The sequence below is a fragment of the Kolteria novifilia genome, from assembly GCA_007748055.1.
GTDB classification, from domain to species: Bacteria; Planctomycetota; Planctomycetia; order Kolteriales; family Kolteriaceae; genus Kolteria; species Kolteria novifilia.
In genome coordinates, this window is sequence record CP036279.1 from 5,582,811 (window position 1) to 5,600,642 (window position 17,832).

At 62.2% G+C, this 17,832-nt stretch carries 15 protein-coding genes; 10 read left to right on the top strand and 5 right to left on the bottom strand.

Features of this window, described 5'->3' with window-relative positions; translation table 11 throughout:
• Nucleotides 1-297: 297 nt before the first annotated feature.
• The 4 genes from tssE to Pan216_RS20480 all read left to right on the top strand — a co-directional run bounded on the left by tssE (nt 298) and on the right by Pan216_RS20480 (nt 5,343).
• Nucleotides 298-786: a type VI secretion system baseplate subunit TssE gene (tssE, locus tag Pan216_RS20465; RefSeq protein WP_145260880.1), complete on the top strand. Its 489-nt coding sequence runs from the start codon at nt 298-300 to the stop codon at nt 784-786.
• A complete protein-coding gene (gene tssF, locus Pan216_RS20470; protein WP_145260882.1) occupies nt 783-2,639 on the top strand; it encodes a type VI secretion system baseplate subunit TssF in 1,857 nt (618 codons plus the stop codon). Before tssE ends, tssF begins: the two co-directional genes overlap by 4 nt.
• Nucleotides 2,603-3,847 (top strand): type VI secretion system baseplate subunit TssG, encoded by a 1,245-nt coding sequence (tssG, locus tag Pan216_RS20475; RefSeq protein ID WP_145260884.1) that lies wholly within the window; start codon nt 2,603-2,605, stop codon nt 3,845-3,847. Before tssF ends, tssG begins: the two co-directional genes overlap by 37 nt.
• A 158-nt stretch (nt 3,848-4,005) precedes the next feature.
• Entirely contained in the window at nt 4,006-5,343 is a 1,338-nt protein-coding gene (locus Pan216_RS20480) for a sulfatase family protein (RefSeq protein WP_419192783.1), read from the top strand.
• A gap of 271 nt (nt 5,344-5,614) precedes the next feature.
• Here the strand turns inward: Pan216_RS20480 and Pan216_RS20485 are convergent, their stop codons facing one another.
• The 3 genes from Pan216_RS20485 to Pan216_RS20490 all read right to left on the bottom strand — a co-directional run bounded on the left by Pan216_RS20485 (nt 5,615) and on the right by Pan216_RS20490 (nt 9,076).
• Nucleotides 5,615-7,513 carry a translocation/assembly module TamB domain-containing protein gene (locus tag Pan216_RS20485; RefSeq protein ID WP_145260888.1) on the bottom strand — a complete coding sequence of 633 codons (1,899 nt, stop codon included), beginning with the start codon at nt 7,511-7,513 and terminating at the stop codon, nt 5,615-5,617.
• Between the two features lie 137 nt (nt 7,514-7,650).
• Entirely contained in the window at nt 7,651-7,800 is a 150-nt protein-coding gene (locus Pan216_RS28535) for a hypothetical protein (RefSeq protein WP_419192784.1), read from the bottom strand.
• Nucleotides 7,801-7,879: 79 nt separating this feature from the next.
• Nucleotides 7,880-9,076 (bottom strand): tetratricopeptide repeat protein, encoded by a 1,197-nt coding sequence (locus tag Pan216_RS20490; protein ID WP_145260890.1) that lies wholly within the window; start codon nt 9,074-9,076, stop codon nt 7,880-7,882.
• 333 nt (nt 9,077-9,409) lie between these two features.
• Between Pan216_RS20490 and Pan216_RS20495 the strand changes: the two genes are divergently transcribed.
• From Pan216_RS20495 to Pan216_RS20510, 4 genes are all read left to right on the top strand, one after another.
• Nucleotides 9,410-10,348, top strand: coding sequence for an HDOD domain-containing protein (locus Pan216_RS20495; protein WP_419192785.1), 939 nt, complete (start codon nt 9,410-9,412; stop codon nt 10,346-10,348).
• A gap of 123 nt (nt 10,349-10,471) precedes the next feature.
• Nucleotides 10,472-11,800 carry an outer membrane protein assembly factor BamB family protein gene (locus Pan216_RS20500; RefSeq protein WP_145260893.1) on the top strand — a complete coding sequence of 443 codons (1,329 nt, stop codon included), beginning with the start codon at nt 10,472-10,474 and terminating at the stop codon, nt 11,798-11,800.
• Between the two features lie 201 nt (nt 11,801-12,001).
• Entirely contained in the window at nt 12,002-12,454 is a 453-nt protein-coding gene (locus Pan216_RS20505; protein ID WP_145260895.1) for a hypothetical protein, read from the top strand.
• 168 nt (nt 12,455-12,622) lie between these two features.
• Nucleotides 12,623-13,729, top strand: a complete 1,107-nt coding sequence (locus Pan216_RS20510; RefSeq protein WP_145260897.1) for a Gfo/Idh/MocA family protein — start codon at nt 12,623-12,625, stop codon at nt 13,727-13,729.
• 136 nt (nt 13,730-13,865) lie between these two features.
• On the opposite strand, the gene Pan216_RS20515 is transcribed toward Pan216_RS20510, so the two are convergent.
• The gene (locus tag Pan216_RS20515) at nt 13,866-14,414 is read right to left on the bottom strand and encodes a DUF2335 domain-containing protein (protein ID WP_145260899.1); all 549 of its coding nucleotides are present in this window, start codon (nt 14,412-14,414) and stop codon (nt 13,866-13,868) included.
• Nucleotides 14,415-14,940: 526 nt separating this feature from the next.
• On the opposite strand from Pan216_RS20515, the gene Pan216_RS20520 reads away from it, so the two are divergent.
• A complete protein-coding gene (locus tag Pan216_RS20520; RefSeq protein WP_145260901.1) occupies nt 14,941-15,549 on the top strand; it encodes a DUF2239 family protein in 609 nt (202 codons plus the stop codon).
• Nucleotides 15,550-15,613: 64 nt separating this feature from the next.
• On the opposite strand, the gene Pan216_RS20525 is transcribed toward Pan216_RS20520, so the two are convergent.
• Nucleotides 15,614-16,879: an MFS transporter gene (locus Pan216_RS20525; RefSeq protein ID WP_419192786.1), complete on the bottom strand. Its 1,266-nt coding sequence runs from the start codon at nt 16,877-16,879 to the stop codon at nt 15,614-15,616.
• A gap of 110 nt (nt 16,880-16,989) precedes the next feature.
• Here Pan216_RS20525 and larB point away from each other — a divergent pair, with 110 nt between their 5' ends.
• A complete protein-coding gene (larB, locus tag Pan216_RS20530) occupies nt 16,990-17,751 on the top strand; it encodes a nickel pincer cofactor biosynthesis protein LarB (protein ID WP_145260905.1) in 762 nt (253 codons plus the stop codon).
• The last annotated feature ends 81 nt before the right edge of the window (nt 17,752-17,832 follow it).

Sequence of the window (17,832 nt, forward strand, 5' to 3'; positions counted from 1 at the left end):
GACCGGAATCACGACGAGCATTCCGGGAACAACCAGTCCATGAGGCAACGTGCCCAACCAAGTTCCCGGCGACGGGTCGTCGGCCGGTCCGGTTCTGACCGCCCCTCAACGCGTGATCCGGCCGAACTCGATCGCGCAACGCTTGCCCGTCTTTGGGTGAAGCGGTACGGTAGCCGTGGGAGGAGACTCGCCGTGAGCCGACGCGATGCCCGGACGACGCTCGGTGAAATGGACTAGCGATGCCTCCCGAGCCGACGCGAGTGTTGGCCGATCGTTTGACGAGAGGGTTTCCGAAGCATGGCACGTCCCGACGCCCAGCAAGGTCTCGTCCCTTCGGTCATCGATCGTCTGATTGACAGTTCGTCGATGGGAACGCCGCAGCGCAAAGGCTTCAATCTTCAACAGATCTTCCAATCGGTCCGCCGCGACCTGGAGGATCTGCTCAACACCCGCAAACCATACGAGGAGATCCCGGAGGACTTCGTCGAGGTCCGCAAGTCGATCGCCAACTACGGCATCCCCGACCTCACGCCGCATCCAGCCAGCACCGAGGAGGATCGCCAGGATATCGGGCGCGTGATCGAGGAAGTCATTCGACAGTTCGAACCGCGTCTGCGAGACGTGCGTGCGACCCTCGCCGACAGCGAGGACCCCGATGTCGAGATCGTCCGGTTTCAGATCACCGCGCGGCTCAACGTCGATCCGAGTCCCGAGATGCCCTTCGCGACCGTCTTGGAGCTCGACACCGGCCACACACTCATCTCCGCGAATGACGGAATATCATGACCAAGGAACTCTACCCGTACTACGAACGCGAACTGCGGGACTTGCGCAAGTACGCTCGGGAGTTCGCCCGTCAGTACCCCGCGACCGCCTCACGGTTGATGCTCGATTCGAACCGAAGCCCCGATCCCCATGTCGAGCGGCTGATCGAATCGGTCGCCCTGCTCGTCGGCCGCGTACGGCGGAAGCTCGATGACGAGTTCCCCGAGCTGACCGACGCGCTGCTGAACATTCTCTACCCACACTATTTGGCGCCGGTCCCCTCGATGTCGATCATCGAGTTCGTACTCGATTCCGCTGGCGCCCAAATGCCCGACGGATTCCAGATCGCCGCGAAGAGTCGACTGCACAGTCAGCCGGTCGGGGAACTTCCCTGTACCTTCCGCACCTGCTACCCGGTGATGCTCTGGCCGATTTCGGTGTCGGAAGCCAGCTACATGGCGCCCCCGTTCCCCTCGGGACTGCGGGCGCCCCATCAGACCGCCGCGGCACTTCGCCTCCAGCTCTCGGCGCTGGCCGACCTGAACTTCTCGGACATGTCGCTCGACTCGCTCCGCTTCTACCTTCACGGCGACAACCAACTCATCACCCGGCTCTACGAACAGATCCTCAACCAAACGCTCCAAGTCGTCTTCCGTCCACGCGGCGCCAGCACCAACGAGAAGTTGATCGTCGCCGAGCCGGAGGACGTGCTCGCGCCGGTCGGCTTCGAACTCGACGAGGGAATGCTTCCTTACAGCAACCAGTCCTTCCTCGGTTATCGCCTTCTGACCGAGTTCTTCACCTTCCCCAACAAGTTCCTCTTCTTTGAATTGAAGGGGTTCGACAAGATCCGCGAAGCCGGCTACCAGCGGGGACTTGAGGTCGTCTTCTTCCTCAACCAGTATCGCGAGAGTCTCGAACACGCGATCGACGCCCACAACTTCCGCCTCGGCTGCACGCCGATCGTCAATCTCTTCGAGCAAGTCACCGAACCGATCTTGCTCGACCAGGCGCACCACGAGTATCAAGTCGTCCCGAATATCGCTCACTCCAGGGGGATGGAGGTCTACTCGATCGACTCGGTCGTCAGTACCGATCCGGCCATCGACCGCGTCGTCGACTATCACCCCTTCTACTCATTCCGTCACGAGCAGGGAGCCGATCGCCCCGACGCCTTCTGGTACGCGTCGCGTCGCCCCTCGCCACTTCAGGACGATCGCGGCACCGACGTCTTCCTGCACTTGGTCGATCTGAACTTCAGTCCGCGCGTGCCGGCCAAGTCGGTCCTCACCGTCAAGACGACCTGCACCAACCGCGACTTGCCGATCCAGCTTCAACTCGCCGGCGAGCGTCTCCGGTTCACGCTGGAGGCCTCGGCGCCGTTGTCGCACATTCGTTGCCTGAAGCCGACGACGACGCCGCTGCGCCCGCCGCTGCGACGTGGGGCCCATTGGCGGTTGATTTCGCACTTGTCGATGAATCACTTGTCGCTTCACAACTCGGAGGAAGGTTGCGAGGCACTGCGAGAGATCTTGCGTCTGTATGACTTCTCCGACCCCGAGATTGGACAACAGCTCGGCGCCGTCACTCATCAGATGATCGAAGGGATCAACTCGGTGAGCAGCCGTCGGGTCGTCGCTCAGATCGGTTCGCCGACCTCGAGCGGGTTCTGTCGGGGCATGGAAGTCACGTTGGAGTTCGACGAGGAGAAGTACGTCGGCACGGGCGTTTTCCTCTTCGCGAGCGTGCTCGAACGCTTCCTCGGACTATACGCGTCGCTGAATTCCTTCGTGCAAACCGTCGCGCGAACCAAGCAGGGCGAAGGGGCACTGAAACAATGGAAACCGAGGGCCGGCGATCGGCCGCTGCTCTGACCCCGATCGTCTCGACATCAACGACGGCCCGCCACGCCAATGGTGGGACCACGCCATCGCCCGCGACCGCCGAACTCTATGCGGGGCCGTCGGTCGAACAATTGCTCTACGACCGTTCGCACCGCTTCGACTTCTTCCAAGCCGTCCGGCTGTTCGAGCGACTCTACCCAGGCGTCTATTTGGTCGGCCGCGGGGGGCCGCCCAACGCCGAAGCCGTTCGTTTCCGGAATTCCAACGCCCTGGCGTTCCCCTCGAACACCATCCAGTCGATCGCCCCACCCTCGGGTCGCCGCAAGGTCCCGATGATTGAGTCGAGTTTCCTCGGCCTGACGGGGCAAGGTGGCGTCCTCCCCAGCCACTACACCGAGCTGATGCTCGCGGTCGAGCGCGAAGCCGAGATCAGCGAGCGCCACGCGCTGCGAGACTGGTTCGATCTCTTCAACAACCGCCTGATCGCGGTCTTCTACTGGTCCTGGGAAAAGTACCGCTTCTACATCCCCTACGAACGGCGTGAGTTCCTTCGCCCGGAGCCCGACCCCTTCACCCGCGGCGTCTACAGCGTCATCGGTTTGGGAACGGGATCGCTGCGCAGTCGCTTGCACGTTCGCGACGAACAAGCGGCGACCAACGACAATCAACAGGGCATCCTCGCGGAGATCTTCGACGTCGGCCTGGTACGCTATGCCGGTTTGCTCTCCCAACGACCGCCCAGCGCCCTGGGGCTCGAGTCCCTCTTGAGCGACTACTTTCAGTTGCCCGTCTCGGTCCATCAGTTCGAGGGGCAGTGGCTCGCGATCGAACGCCCCCACCAGACGCGGCTCGGGGTCCGCCGGGGCAACAATCAACTCGGGCACAATGCCGTCGCGGGCGAGAAGGTCTGGAACGTCGAGGCGAAGATCCGGGTGAGGGTCGGCCCGCTCGACTTCAACACCTTCAACGACTACCTTCCCGATCGCTCCTCCTCGAGCGAACGCAAGAACTTCTTCTTGCTCGTGAAGATGATTCGGCTCTACGCCGGACTGGAACTCGATGTCGATGTTCAACTGGTACTTAAGGGAGACGCTGTCCCCGAGAGCCAACTCAGCGAGAGCGACGATGTCGGCCCGCGTCTGGGTTGGAATGTCTGGGTCCGCTCGCAGGATCTCGACCACGACGCCGACGACGCCGTGTTCGCCGCCGAGGATGTTACCGATCTCGCTCGTCTTTGATGGGGCGCGGCGCGATCTTCCCACCGCGAACCGTTGCAATTGCCCCACACGCCACGTAGACTCAAGGGCCGTCGTCGGCTTTCCCGCGACTCTCTCCGAGTTCGATCTTTCCGGCGATCACTCGTTCGCGGTCCCAACTACCCTCCTTGGAAATGACGATGCGTCCATCAACATTCGCTCTCGCGTGCCTGCTCTCGGCTGTCGGATCCTTCTCCCTCGCCGGGCGGACCCTCGCCGACAATCCCGATCGCCCCAACATCCTCTTCATCCTCGCGGACGACGTCGGCTGCGAGACGCTCGGATGCTACGGCGGCGAGTCGTACAAGACGCCCCACCTCGACAACCTCGCCAAGGAGGGGATGCGGTTTCGCTACGGCTTCAGCATGCCGGTCTGTCACCCCACGCGACTCTCGGTGATGACCGCGAAGTATCCCTTCCGCATGGACTACCCCAAGTGGGGCTCCTTTCCCAAAGCGGAAGAACCCCACGCGATCGCGCAGCGGCTCAAGAAGGCAGGCTACGCCACCGCCGTCGCGGGCAAGTGGCAGATGACCCTACTCAAGGACGACCCCGAACAGCCGAAACGTTGTGGCTTCGACGAGTCGTGTCTCTTCGGCTGGCATGAGGGACCGCGTTACTACCAGCCCCTCATCTGGCAGAATGGATCGATCCGCGACGACGTCGCCGATCGCTACGGACCGGAGGTCTACAGCGATTTCCTCATCGACTTCATGGCGAAGAACAAGGATTGTCCCTTCTTCGCGTACTATCCGATGGCCCTTTGCCACGACGTGACCGACGATCTCGAGAAGCCGGTCCCCTACGGACCCAACGGCCGTTGGCAGAACTACGTCGAGATGGCCGAAAGCATGGACGACCAGGTGGGACGACTGATGGCCGCGCTCGACAAACTTGGGTTGCGCGAGCGAACGCTCGTCTTCTTCACGACCGACAACGGCACGCCGACCCGCTATCTGGCCGACGCGAAGGATGGCAAGTACATCCGCATCCCGGTATCGTCGATGCGCGACGGGAAGGAGATCCCCGGAGGCAAGGGGTCGCTGCTCAACACCGGGACGAACGTTCCCATGATCGCCCGCTGGCCCGGCAAGGTCCCCCCGGGATCCGTCGTCGACGACCTCGTTGATGTGAGCGACTTCCTACCGACCTTCGCCGAGTTGGCCGGCCATCCGGTTGGCGACCAGGAAGTGCTCGACGGTGTCAGTTTCGCCAATCGCCTCGAGGGCAATGGAGCCGGTCCCCGCAAGTGGGCCTACGCGGCCAAGACGCGCGGCAAGCGTCCCTTCTTTGTCCGGGATCAGCGTTGGAAGCTCTACGACAGCGGCCGTCTCTACGACGTCGCCAACGACTACTTCGAACGTCATCCGATCAAGAAAGCGACCCCGGAATCGACCGCCGCTCGCACCAAGCTCCAGCCGGTCGTCGACGAACTGAAACGGGAACGGTCCGAAGAGAAGAAGCTCACGCGGAAGTGATGTCGGGCTGGCCCGTTGGGACATGGAAGCGGCACGATGCCTGGGAGCGGATCTTTCCCGCATGCCCACCCGAGCGAGAAAAAGGCACCCGGCGCTGGTGAAATTGAGCAAACGGGCGTGCTGGCCCGTTGCAGGATTGGGGTGCCACTAGCTGCTTGTTAGCCAGTGAGAACGAGTTGCGTCGCCGGGAACCCGACGCTGGAGCGTTAGCAGACCGTCGATCTATTCGTTGCCCGCTTAAATCAACGGGCTGTTGGACAAGGCACCATGGCTACCGTACTTGGGCCGAGTCTCTCTGGCCGGCGATGCGGATCACTCCTTCGGTCGAGGTCGGTAAGCGGAAGATGACGTCGAAGAGAGAGACCTTCGGGTGGTTCGGATTCGGGATGATCTTTCGCAGGACCGCCAGGCGGCGGTGCCACTGAATCACGTCGCCGGAAAACATCACGGGCACCGCCGAGACCCGCCCCGGACCGGCGACGATCTCCGGATGCAACACCCGGATCGCCAGAGGCTGCCCCTTGTAGGTTAGGTCGATCGTCCCCGAGTCGACCCAGACCCGTCCCTTCTCGTCCCACCTGCCCGTCAGGTTCACGTCGCCGTTCCAAACTCGATCTTGCGGAGCCGTGTGGTTGAATAGCGGCCGCTGCAATGACGTTCCGGACATCTTGAGCGTCGTTTGCCCGTAGGCGGGCGGACGCGGTAGCCCATTGAGCTGGAACGTGCCTTGAGCGAATCCGGTCACCGGCATCGGGCGACCATACTTCTCCTGCATCAGTCCCGCGATGCGGCCGATGTTGGCGTTGATCGTTCCCTTGAGCGCGGAAAACGGCCCTGACGCCGTCATGTCACCGATGAGCGACTTGATCGAAAGCGAGTCGACCATGAGTTCCTGACCGGGACGTTCGGAAAACGCGACGTCGGCGGCGAAGAGATCGGGCCAGACCTTGGTCATGCCGTTGACGACACCGACGAGATGACTCGTCTTGACCGACGCGGTCCAAACCGCCTTCTCCCCGGTGTGCCGCGATTGGCCCTCGGCGAGCAACTGCCCGGTACTCAAATAGGCGGCGCCGTCGGGAAGAGACCACGGCGCCGCCGCTTTCAGCTTCGGAAGATCACACGCGACGCGAAGCGAGACATCGAGCGGGCGCCACGAACGGATCGGACCCGACGCGGCGATGTCCCCCCACAGGGTCGCGCTGCCCACGGTCGACGAGATGGTATTGGGAACAACGCGAAGTTGTCCTTTCTCCAGCGAGATCTCGACGGGAACCTCGACCTTTCGCAGCGTGATGCTCTTGGTCCCCCGGATGCCGGAGACCGTCATCTTGGCCGATTCGAGATTCGACTTGAGCTCCAGCGTCGGCGGCTCGGACTGCCAGCTTCCCTCGAACGTTCCGTCCCAACCGCCGTCGAGCCGGATCGTCGACCCGCTCGACGCGAGCAAGGCGTCAAACGCGTCCCAAGGGAGCGTGCGTGCCTCCACGGTCCAAGAGAACTTGTCGGCCCTTCCTTCGGCGGCCTGTCGCCGCAGCGCCGTCAGGCTCAGCGAGCCTTGCTGATCGCCATGGCGGCACGTCGCCTTGCCCTCGAGGTGAAGAGTCGCGACCGGATCGACATCGTGATGGAGCAGGAACTCGCCGTCGGACAGTTCCCAATGGTCGTCGCCGGTTTCGACGACGACACTCGCGCCCGTGCAGCGGATGGTCTTCCAGCGCGGCGAGGACTCGCCACCCGGTTCGAACGACGCGAGTAGCTGCTTCATCCGATCGGCCACCTTCGGGTCGTCGAGAACCAGCTTGGGGTCGTCAACGAGCAGACGGTCGCCCAGTGAACCGGAGAGGAGATCGATGAAGTTGGCGTTGAGATTGATCGCGGCGACGTTGAGTGTCAACTCGCCGTCAGCGCTCTTGAGCGTGAGATCGTGGAGGGTGGTCGGCGTACTCCAACCGAGCGACGCCGAGCCGAGAGTCATCTGGTAGCCGTCGGGTGCGTGCGATCGCACGAAGGTTCCGACCGCACCCGACCGAGCGACGATCCCGGGAAAGAGATAGACGAGAAGCCCCAACACCGGGACGACGGCGAGCAGACCACGCACGATCAGTCGGCGCGAAAGAGAGAGCAAGGTCTCCTGTTCGCGCGCCCAGAGTGGCTTCGATTCGCCCATTCCTGCTTCCAACGCTTGGTCCCGCGCCCCCAATGGAGGACGCCCTGATCGTTCGCCGCGAGTCCCTCGAGAGACTTGCAACGCCACGTATGCGAATTCGAGAACCCTGTAAACCCGGATTTCACAAGGGACGTGGGTCACCGGTCGCAAAGGAGCTTCCGGTCGACCAATGGTGGAGAGAGAGAACAGGCGCGGCCGGCGACGTCGGTCACCGTGTCGTCCGTGGCGAGCAGATCAAACGAGCGGTCCTGGGGAAGCGACGCGAGAAAGCGAAGCTGGCGAAGCACTGCCAGCCTCGACGATTGCTTACTCGGATGTTCACGGACGACCGGCGACCAATGGCACCCGAGATCGAGGGGCCGTCCGCTAGGGCTTCACCTTGAAGAGGCTGGCGAGGCGGTGATGGACGTCGGCCGGCACGACCGCGACCAGCGCCGCATCGTCGGCGGCGACCTCGTCGTCCTTCTGGCGACCGAGATACATGACACCGGCTCGAAGTAGCTCCTGAACCGTCTCCGACGTCGGGGCCTTGGGGCCGACGTTCTGGGAGAGGACCGAAGCCGGCACGTAGCCACCACACTGGATGATGGTCTTGAGCAGACGAACGCATGTCGGTGTCAGGCTCTTCAGAAGCCGGCTGAGGAAGGACTTCTGCAGGAGCACCCGAGCGATCTCCGCCCGCTGGTAGTCCGCGCGGGTCTTGCCCAACAAGCCGAGCTCGTCGTAGAGCCGATGTGTGTACTTGCCGCCGGCGCGTTTCAGGATCTGCGCCAGGGTCATTTCCTCGTCGATGACCATCGACAGCGTCGCCATCGGCTCGATCGTGATGGCATCCATCTCGTCCATGAATCGCTCGTGATCTGACAGTTCGACGGCCTCCTCGTCAGCGACAACGGTCGCGAAGTTTCGGAACGGTAGGACGGCCGGCTCATCCTCCTCGATCTCCCGATCGAAGAGCTTGGCCTCCTTGAGCCGATCGCGAATACGACGCCTCAGGGTGACAAACGCCTCATCGTCCCCGCAGCGGTACTTGATTTGGGCCAGCACGAGCTCCACATCGTCGAAGCGACGATCGAGCAAGAGCCCCTCGACGAAGTTTTGCACGACGATCGGATCGTCGACCTTCTGGGCATAAGCCTTCTGCAAGAGAACCAGCCCCGAGGCAACATCGCCGGCTCGAGCCAGTTGCAGGGCGTAGGCGCTCGACTTGCGGGCGTCGCTCGGATCGAGACGCGAGGCGTGCTCGTAGTGGTCGAACGCGTCGTGATCGGAGCCCTCCTCCTCGTCGAGTTCATTGCAACGAGCGAAGAGGTAGTGCCCATCGGCGTTATCCGGATCGTGGGCCAGGACCTCGCGAAGAGCCTCGCGGGCCAGGTCGTAGTCGGCACGCTGAAAGTAGGTCTCCCCGATCAGCAAATGGGCGTGGGCCAAGAGGTCGGGATCGACAGCAGGCAGTCCGACCAAACGCCGGAGCATGCGAAGGCCTTCCGTGGTGCGAAAGTCATCGAGGTGCGAGCGCCCCAGGTCGAGAAGCTCCTGGGCGAGATTGAGAACGGGGGCCATGCGTACCTCCCTGTACCATGAGCCAAGTTGGCTGCCATCACCGCGTCCATGCGGCTCAAGACACGGAGTTTACCCGAGGAATCACGATTGGCAAGAAAAACATGCGCGGAGGCCCAAACAGTCGTCCCCTTTTGGTGCAACTCCTTGTGGGCAAAGCCATTGTCACGAGAGTTTTTTGTTGTCCATACGCTCCATACCGAGATTTGCGGAGATTTAGCAAAGAACCAATTTCATCGCGAGTTGTTTACACCAAGAGCGGAATCACACCCTATGCTTAGGGAGAGGAACTCTTCTTGCGACAGGATCGGGAAGCCCTCATTAAAGAGACAACGGATGAGCGGATCGCTCGAAATGAACAGTCAAACGGACGTCGCCGAACTGCCCGACCACTTTCAGAATTGGCCGGAGATTCGTGAGCTTCCAGCCCTATCGGGGGTGGCGAGTCAGATCATCCAGTACACCAGCCGCGAGCCGTTCGACTGGGATGGGTGCATCAAGCTCTTCGCGAGCGATGCCGGACTCTCCGCGAAGCTGCTCAAATTGGTCAATTCTTCCTATTACGGCTTGCGGCGGAGTATCTCCTCGGTCGATCGAGCCGCCCAGATGCTTGGCCAGAAAACGTTTCGCTGCCTCGCATTGGGACTTGCTGTCGCGGGTTCACTCCCCAAACCCTCAATCGAACCCTTCGATGGAGACCTCTTCTGGAGGGACAACATCACCCGGGCACTCTTCGGCAAGGGAATGGCTCATTTGGCAAAGACCTACGTCTCCGATGAAGTCTTCAGCTCCGCCATGCTTCAGAACATGGCCATTCCACTCCTGCTACATGTACGAGGAGCGGACTATTGCCGACTTCTCGAACGTCACCGAGACGAAGGCACGCCGCTCTACTTCCTGGAGACGGAACAGTACGGGTGGAATCACGCCCAGCTCGGTGGCTGGATCGCCGACAAGTGGCAGTTTCCCCCAAGCATTGTCGGCGCCATCTGTGGGCACCATGACAAAGTGGGTAAACCCTCCACCTCCGATGACGATGCGATCATCGCCTTTTGGACCAAGGTCACGGCGTTGATCCCTTCGGCGAGAGTCCGCGACGTGCGGATCTGGCGACGGGCATTCGCCCAAGTCAAGGAGATCGCCCCGGACATCCCCTACGGTCCTCTGATGCAAAAGATCGACATGGGCGTCGAGCAGCTCTCCAAGCTCTTCCAGGATCGAGATGCCGACGGCATCACCCTTTCCGAAGCCTACGAACTTTCCGAAGCGGAGTAGGAAATTGCCCGCGAATCGGACACGATAGGGGTGGTACGCGACCGCGCCACGTCTGTCTCTTGTGTCGTTTTGGGATGACGGCGACCAGGCGCGATCGCCTTCTCGAGAGGCATCGCCAACCCCATGAACCAAGCGACCATCCATCGGCTGTTCCTAATCACCACCCTCCTCACGCTCGCGGGATGCGCTCGGCGAGAACCGGTCGAGGAAATCCGCGCGAAGACTTCCGACTCTCCCGTCACGAAAGCTCCCGTCTCCCTCGCGGAGCAGGACTGGCCCTGGTGGCGTGGCCAATCCCGCGACAACCATGCTCCCGGCCAAAAGATCCCCGACTCGTGGAGCGAGTCCGAGAACGTCCAGTGGCGCATCGACCTCCCCGGCCAGGGTTGGTCCTCGCCCATCGTCCTTGGCGACAACCTTTACCTGACGACCGCCGAGGAGGACTCGAGCCAACAGTCCCTCATCGCCCTCGACCGCAAAACCGGCACCGAACGCTGGCGACGCGTCCTCCACAAAGGCGCCCTGCCCAAGAAACACCACAAGAACTCCCACGCGTCGGAAACGCCCGCCTCCGACGGCGAGACGATCTACACCGCGATGGTCAACGACGGCCGGGTTTGGGTTAGCGCGGTCGACACCGAGGGGAAGGTTCTCTGGCAAAGCGACGTCGGTCCCTTCCGCTCCGAGCACGGCTACGGCCCCTCCCCGGTCCTGCACGAATCGTTGATCATCGTCAATGGCGACAACCTCAACGACTGCTTCATCGCCGCGGTCGATCGCGAGACCGGCAAGATCGTCTGGCGCACCAAGCGGCCGACGACCGGAAACCACGGCGGCTACGCCACGCCGATTGTCGCCGAACTGGCCGGCAAACCGCAGGTCGTCCTGATGGGCATGGGGCAAACCAGCAGTTACGACCCCACTACCGGCAAACTTCTCTGGCGCTGCGACGGCCCCGCGGAGGTCGCCGCTTGCTCGGTCGCGTTCAACGACGATACCGTCTTCGCCAGTGGTGGCTATCCCGAGAAGAACCTGCTCGCGATCGGCGCCGATGGCAGCGGTGACGTAACCGACACCCACGTCAAATGGAAGACAACCAAGAACATCACCTACGTCCCTTCTCCCATCCACCTCGAAGGCAAGCTCTTCCTTGTCAACGATCGCGGTGTCGCCAGTTGCCTCGACGCGACGACGGGCGAGGAACTCGGCAAGCGGCGACTCCCCGGAGCCTTCACCGCCTCCCCAACGCTGATCGGCGATCGGCTCTATGTGCCCAACGAGAAGGGAACCGTCTACGTCGTCAAGGCCGACCCCAGCTTGGAGATCATCACGACCAACGAGTTGGGCGAAGACTGCTACGCCACGCCGGTCGCGTCGAAGGGCCAGCTTTTTCTTCGCACGCACGGCCAACTCTTCTGTATCGGCGACGCCTCCGCCCAACCGTCGAGCTAGGCGTCTATCTGTCCGTCGATGACACGTGCAAGGCAGCGGGATGAGTCTTGACTCACCATGCGAGAGCTACCCCTCGATAGGTCGCGTGGCGATGACGTTGTCGACACTGCGGCGCTTCACCGACCATACCTTTCAATCTCTGACTCGAGCGAAGGTTGCATTGGAAGATTCCCAATGTCCGAACCGCAACGCCGATCTCCGATGTCCGAACCGCAACACCGCTTCTCGATGTCCGAACCGCAACGCCGATCTCCGATGTCCGAACCGCAACGCCGCTTCTCGATGTCCGAACCGCAACGCCGCTTCTCGATGTCCGAACCGCAACACCGCTTCTCGATGTCCGAACCGCAACACCGCTTCTCGATGTCCGAACCGCAACACCGCTTCTCGATGTCCGAACCGCAACACCGCTTCTCGATGTCCGAACCGCAACACCGCTTCTCGATGTCCGAACCGCAACACCGCTTCTCGATGTCCGAACCGCAACACCGCTTCTCGATGTCCGAACCGCAACACCGCTTCTCGATGTCCGAACCGCAACACCGCTTCTCGATGTCCGAACCGCAACGCCGATCTCCGATGTCCGAACGGCAACGCCGTTCTCTGGCGAAGCCCAGGGTCGCGCTTCGCGCACCCTGGGTGCCGATCGAATGAACAAATCAACCCCGCAGGGGTTGTCTAGCCCCTTTCCCGCCTCGGGTTTTGGTTGACCCGAGGTACTCCAGCGGGGAGGCTAAGATTGGCCTTTTTCGATGCCTCTTTCCGACAACGACGCCAGCGTGCGACGCGACCACCCAAAACATCCCTCCGGAGACTTCCCTCATGACTCGTCCCTATCGCGTTGGCGTCATCGGTAGCACCGGTCGCGGAGGCTACGGCCACCGACTCGATGACTGTTGGCTCGCCGAACCCCGAACCGAGATCGTCGCCGTCGCGGATGACAACAAGGCGGGCCTCGCCCATGCGACAAAGCGGCTCGGCGTCGACCGGGGCTATACCGACTACCGCAAGATGATCGAGGAGACGAACCCGGACATCGTCGCGATCTGTCCTCGATGGGTCGACCAACATCGCGACATGGCGTTGGCCGCCGCCGAACGCGGCATTCACATCTACATGGAGAAGCCCTTCTGCCCGTCGCTCGACCAAGCCGACGAGATCGTCGCGGCCTGCCAGCAGACCCACGCGAAACTCGCCATCGCTCATCCGACCCGCTACAGCCCGAAGATCGCCACGATCAAGAAACTGATCGCCGATGGCGCGATCGGCGAGGTGCTCGAATATCGCGGCCGGGGCAAGGAAGATCATCGCGGCGGCGGCGAGGACCTCTGGGTGCTCGGCACGCACGTCATGGACATGATCCGGGCGATCGGCGGCCATCCCCAGTGGTGCTTCGCCATCGTCTCCGAAGAGGGCGACCCGGTCACCGCCAAGAACGTCGTCGATGGCAACGAGGGACTCGGACCGCTGGCGGGCGACGCCATCCAAGCGATGTACGGCATGCCCGACGGCTCCACCGCCTACTTCGCCACCCATCGCAAGGCGGGCGGGAACCCGAGTCGCTACGGCCTGCAAATCGTGGGTTCGAAGGGAATTCTCGAACTCTTGGAAGGGCCGCTGCCGCCGGTCAAATATCTCGGCGATCCGAGTTGGTCGCCGGGCCGCAGCGGAGCAGAGTGGCAGAATGTCTCGTCGGCTGGGATCGGCGAGGAGGAACCACTCACCGACCCGCTCTACCGCTCGCGGCACGGCTTGGCGATCCGCGACTTGCTCGCGGCAATCGAGGAGGAACGCGAGCCGATCGGCGGCATGGAAGAGGCACGCGGCGCGACCGAGATGATCGTCGCCGTCTTCGAGTCCCAGCGCCGAGGCCGCCCGGTGGATCTTCCGCTAAAGAACCGCAAGCATCCACTGTCAATGCTGGGATAGGGAATCAGTCGAGGACCATCGGTGGACAACAGTCGTGCGGTACTCAAACATCCTTCTGCCGTTCGACGACTGTGCCAGATCTGCTAGTTAGGACGATCGGTTCTCACCAGAGCCATCGGTCTCGGGCAGTTCTTGTTCAGCACTCGCTTCGTCTTCGCCAACGTCCGATGGAGCGGAATTGGTCCAGTGGTCGGTGAGGAAGGCGATGACAATCGCCAATAGCACGGTGCCAACCAACGTCACACCAGCCCAATCGTGTCCGTAGAGGATGACGATCGCTGCGATGCCCCCAACCAAATACTAGCGTGACCACAAGACCAAAGATCTGCCCATAGCGATGTGCCCACTTGTCATTCTGAACAAGCAGATCTTCGCGATCCTCAACCCTGTTCTCGATGGAATGTCGATGCTCCATCTCCTTTTCGTAGGTGGTGAGGATGCGGTCGGTGAATCCCGGACAAATCTTCTCGTACTCTTTCAACTCATCAGGCGATGGTAGTGGACCGGTGCGGACAATCGACTGGCGAACGACGACGCGAAGACTCTCTTCGACGTAGTCCCTGATTAGATGTTCGACGTGACCGAGGTCGTTGAGAGGAGTCGGATCAACCGAAGGAGGAGTGTCCCTAGTTGATGGATGAGCGTCGGCCGGATTCTCGTCAGGAATTGCCTGATCGTCGGACATGGGGTCTCCGCAATGACTCTTCACCACGCGACAGAGGTGTCTTCTCTACAGCGATACCAAGATCTAGTTCGAGCTTACGGCGATCTCGCAGCAGCCCCACCACATTGCCCGCGTACGCCGAACGCTCGCCCTTGCCGATACGAGCCCTCTTCCCTGACCGAGAAATGCGTGCCATGGTTGGACCGACATCAATGATCGACCCCATTCCTTTGGCAAACATTCGGCCGGCATGAAACCTACGCACTGTCGGTCGTTCCCATGAGAAGACTCACTTTCGCTCCCACCTCTTGTATCGTAACAGCTGCATTCGTCATTGCACACAACAGCAAAAGTCGCCAGGGAAGTTCACGACATCGGGTTGGAGGCGAACGATCGCAATCGCTCGGCTCCGTCTCAACCCGAACTCCCTACTCCCGACTCCCCAAGATTTCGCGAAACTTCGCCTTATTTTACCTTGGTAATATTGCCGATCCATTTATACCCGGATAATATCAGCCAGGAGTCTAGCGAATAGAAGGAGGAATCGATGGTCCAGCCCCGACCGGTTTCCTGTACGGCGTTTCGCGGATCGACCCGCGTCGCGACAGGAACCCTCGAACAGGTGGCCCAAGAGGTTAAACAACTCATCGATCGGGGCGAGCAAGCGTCCATCCTGATCTTCGATGATGCGAACAGCGAGGTGCTCGAGATCGACTTTCGCGGTACGCTCGCGGAGGTCCTCGATCGGTTGCCGAAAGCACCGGACGAACCGCCGCCACGACAAGGGCCGGGTCGTCCCAAACTCGGCGTGGTCGGACGCGAGGTGACGCTGCTGCCGCGACACTGGGATTGGCTAAGCCGGCAACCAGGCGGGGCCTCGGTGGCGCTTCGCAAACTCGTCGAAGCGGCGAAGAAAGCGAATGCCGGCGCCGACCGGGTACGAAGTTCGCGGGAGTCGGCGTATCGGTTCATGTCGGCGATGGCGGGCGATCTCCCGGGCTTCGAAGAAGCGACGCGGGCACTGTTCGCCGGCAACGAGCCCGGCTTTCGTGCTCAGACGGCGTCGTGGCCGTCCGATCTCCGCGATCATGCCACGCGGTTGGCCGAACCCGCTCTGCAAGGAGAGTCAGCCAAGACGACGAAGGGACGTGACTGATTGCGAGCCAGGTTACGGCCTCTCATCAACTCTCGCCACGAGTACCGGACGCGCCGGTCGTCCGTTACTCGCTGGCATCACGATTCCGTCCCGCCAAAGTCGACGTTTCGATTGGATACGACTCGCGGAGCCAGAACAACGCGACCAGAAGCGCGATCCCCTGGATGGCGGGAAGAATCGACAACGGCCCGACGAGTTCGGCGGGACTATAGGGGCCTTTGCTCGGCAGCATCAGCGACGGGATGAACTGAAGCACCGCCCCGCTCGCGTACGCGAAGATATTCATCAGCCCAAGAGCCGTCCCGCTGGCCCGACCGGGAACGCTGTCGCGAACGACGGCGTACGTGAGCGTCAACGTGCCCAAGAAGAGCCCGAGCACGAACAACAGAGCCGTACCGATCGCGAACGAGGGCTCCGGACCGAAGAGAAGATTGATCATCAACCCTAGTGAGACCACGATCCCTACGAGCATTGGGAGACGACGACGGCGGAGCCGATCCGAAATCCAGCCCGACCCGACATTCCCCAAACCGACCCCGACGATCAGCACCGCGGTCATCGTCGCGGCCTCCCCCTGGGTAAACCCTAGCGCCCGCTGCCACTGTTCGTTCCAAAGGGAGGACCACGCGACGAAATTGCCAACGAGACTCGCCGCGCACACCGCCGCCAACCAGACCTGCGGGTTGGCCCCGATCGCCGCGAGACTCGCCTTGAGCGAACTTCCGCCCGTCGTCTCCTCACGACGACCGCGGGGAAAATCGCGAACGATGATCCCGATCAGCAAGGCCTGAAGCAGATTGATCGCTCCCATCCCGAGAACGAGCCCCCGCCACGAGGTGAACGCGAGGATCTCCTGCATCACGATGGTGCCCACGCTGCCCACGATGGCCGCGACGCTGCTGGTCATCCCCGCGAGAAAGGCGAAACGCGAGGCGGGAAACCAGCGAACCGCAAGGACGCAGGGCCCGAGAAAGGCGAAGGCGTTGCCCGCCCCCATCAAGACCCGTCCCGCGAGCGCGACCTCGAACGAGGGTGCCATCGCGAATAGGAGATTGCCGATCGCGGCCAATCCCGCCGCTGTCGTCAGTAGCCAACGCGTGCTGAGCCGATCGAGCAAGACGCCGACGACGAGTTGCAAGCTCCCGTAGACGAGAAAGATCGCTCCCCCGATGGCCCCCAACTCGGCGACGGAGAGGGAGAGAGACGCGACGACATCGTCTCCGATCGCGTCGAGTTCGAACTGAGCGAGATACCACGTCACGTTCATCGACGCCGCAACGCCCCAGACCAGCCAGGCGCGCGCGGACCCGATGTCTCCTTGACTCTCCAAGATGAACTCCTCGTTCGGCAAGACTCGCCTCTCTCCGTTCATCCCCCAACATAGGAGCGTGGCGGATGAGTTCACGGCACCGCGAAGCGTCCAAGTGATAGAATGCCGACATGAATGACCAGCAACTCCACGAACTGCTCCAAGCGGTCCGCGACGAGAAGCTCTCGGTGGACGACGCCGCCGGGCAGCTCCAACGCGACGGCTTCGACGATCTCGGCTTCGCGCGCATCGACACCAATCGCGAAGAGCGCTGCGGCTTCCCTGAAGTGATACTCGCCGAGGGCAAGACTCCCGAACAAGTTGTCGCGATCGCCGGTCGCCTCGAGCAGCGCTCCGGCCGCTGCCTGATCACGCGGTTGGACGACGAACAGAGGAGCCTCGTCCGGCGAACGTTCCCCTCGGCCGAGGTCGATCCGCTTGCCGGAACCGCCTACCTCGGTCTTGTGCCGGAGATGACGACGGGGCACGTCTTGGTCGTCACCGCCGGGACCAGCGACTTGCCCATCGCTCGGGAAGCCGAAACGACCGCCCGTGTGATGGGGGCCAAGGTCGACCTCGTCGCCGATGTCGGCGTGGCGGGGATTCACCGACTGCGCGCGATCGAGCCCTACGTCGCCGAGGCCGACGCGGTCGTTGTCGTCGCCGGCATGGAGGGGGCGTTGCCGAGCGTCGTCGGAGGGCTCGTTCCCTGTCCAGTCATTGCGGTTCCGACTAGCCGGGGCTACGGGGCGAACCTCGGAGGGGTCGCCGCACTGCTCTCGATGATTAATAGTTGTGTCGCCAACGTGGCGGTCGTTAACATCGACGCGGGGTTTTGCGGCGGCTACATCGCAGCGCTCATCGCGACGCGCTCCGGTCAGCCACGCACGTGAGCAATAATTGGGATTCCATACGTTTCGCCCGATGTCGGTCGACGCGACGAGCCGTGGTCCATCGGGGCCTAGCCGGCGTGC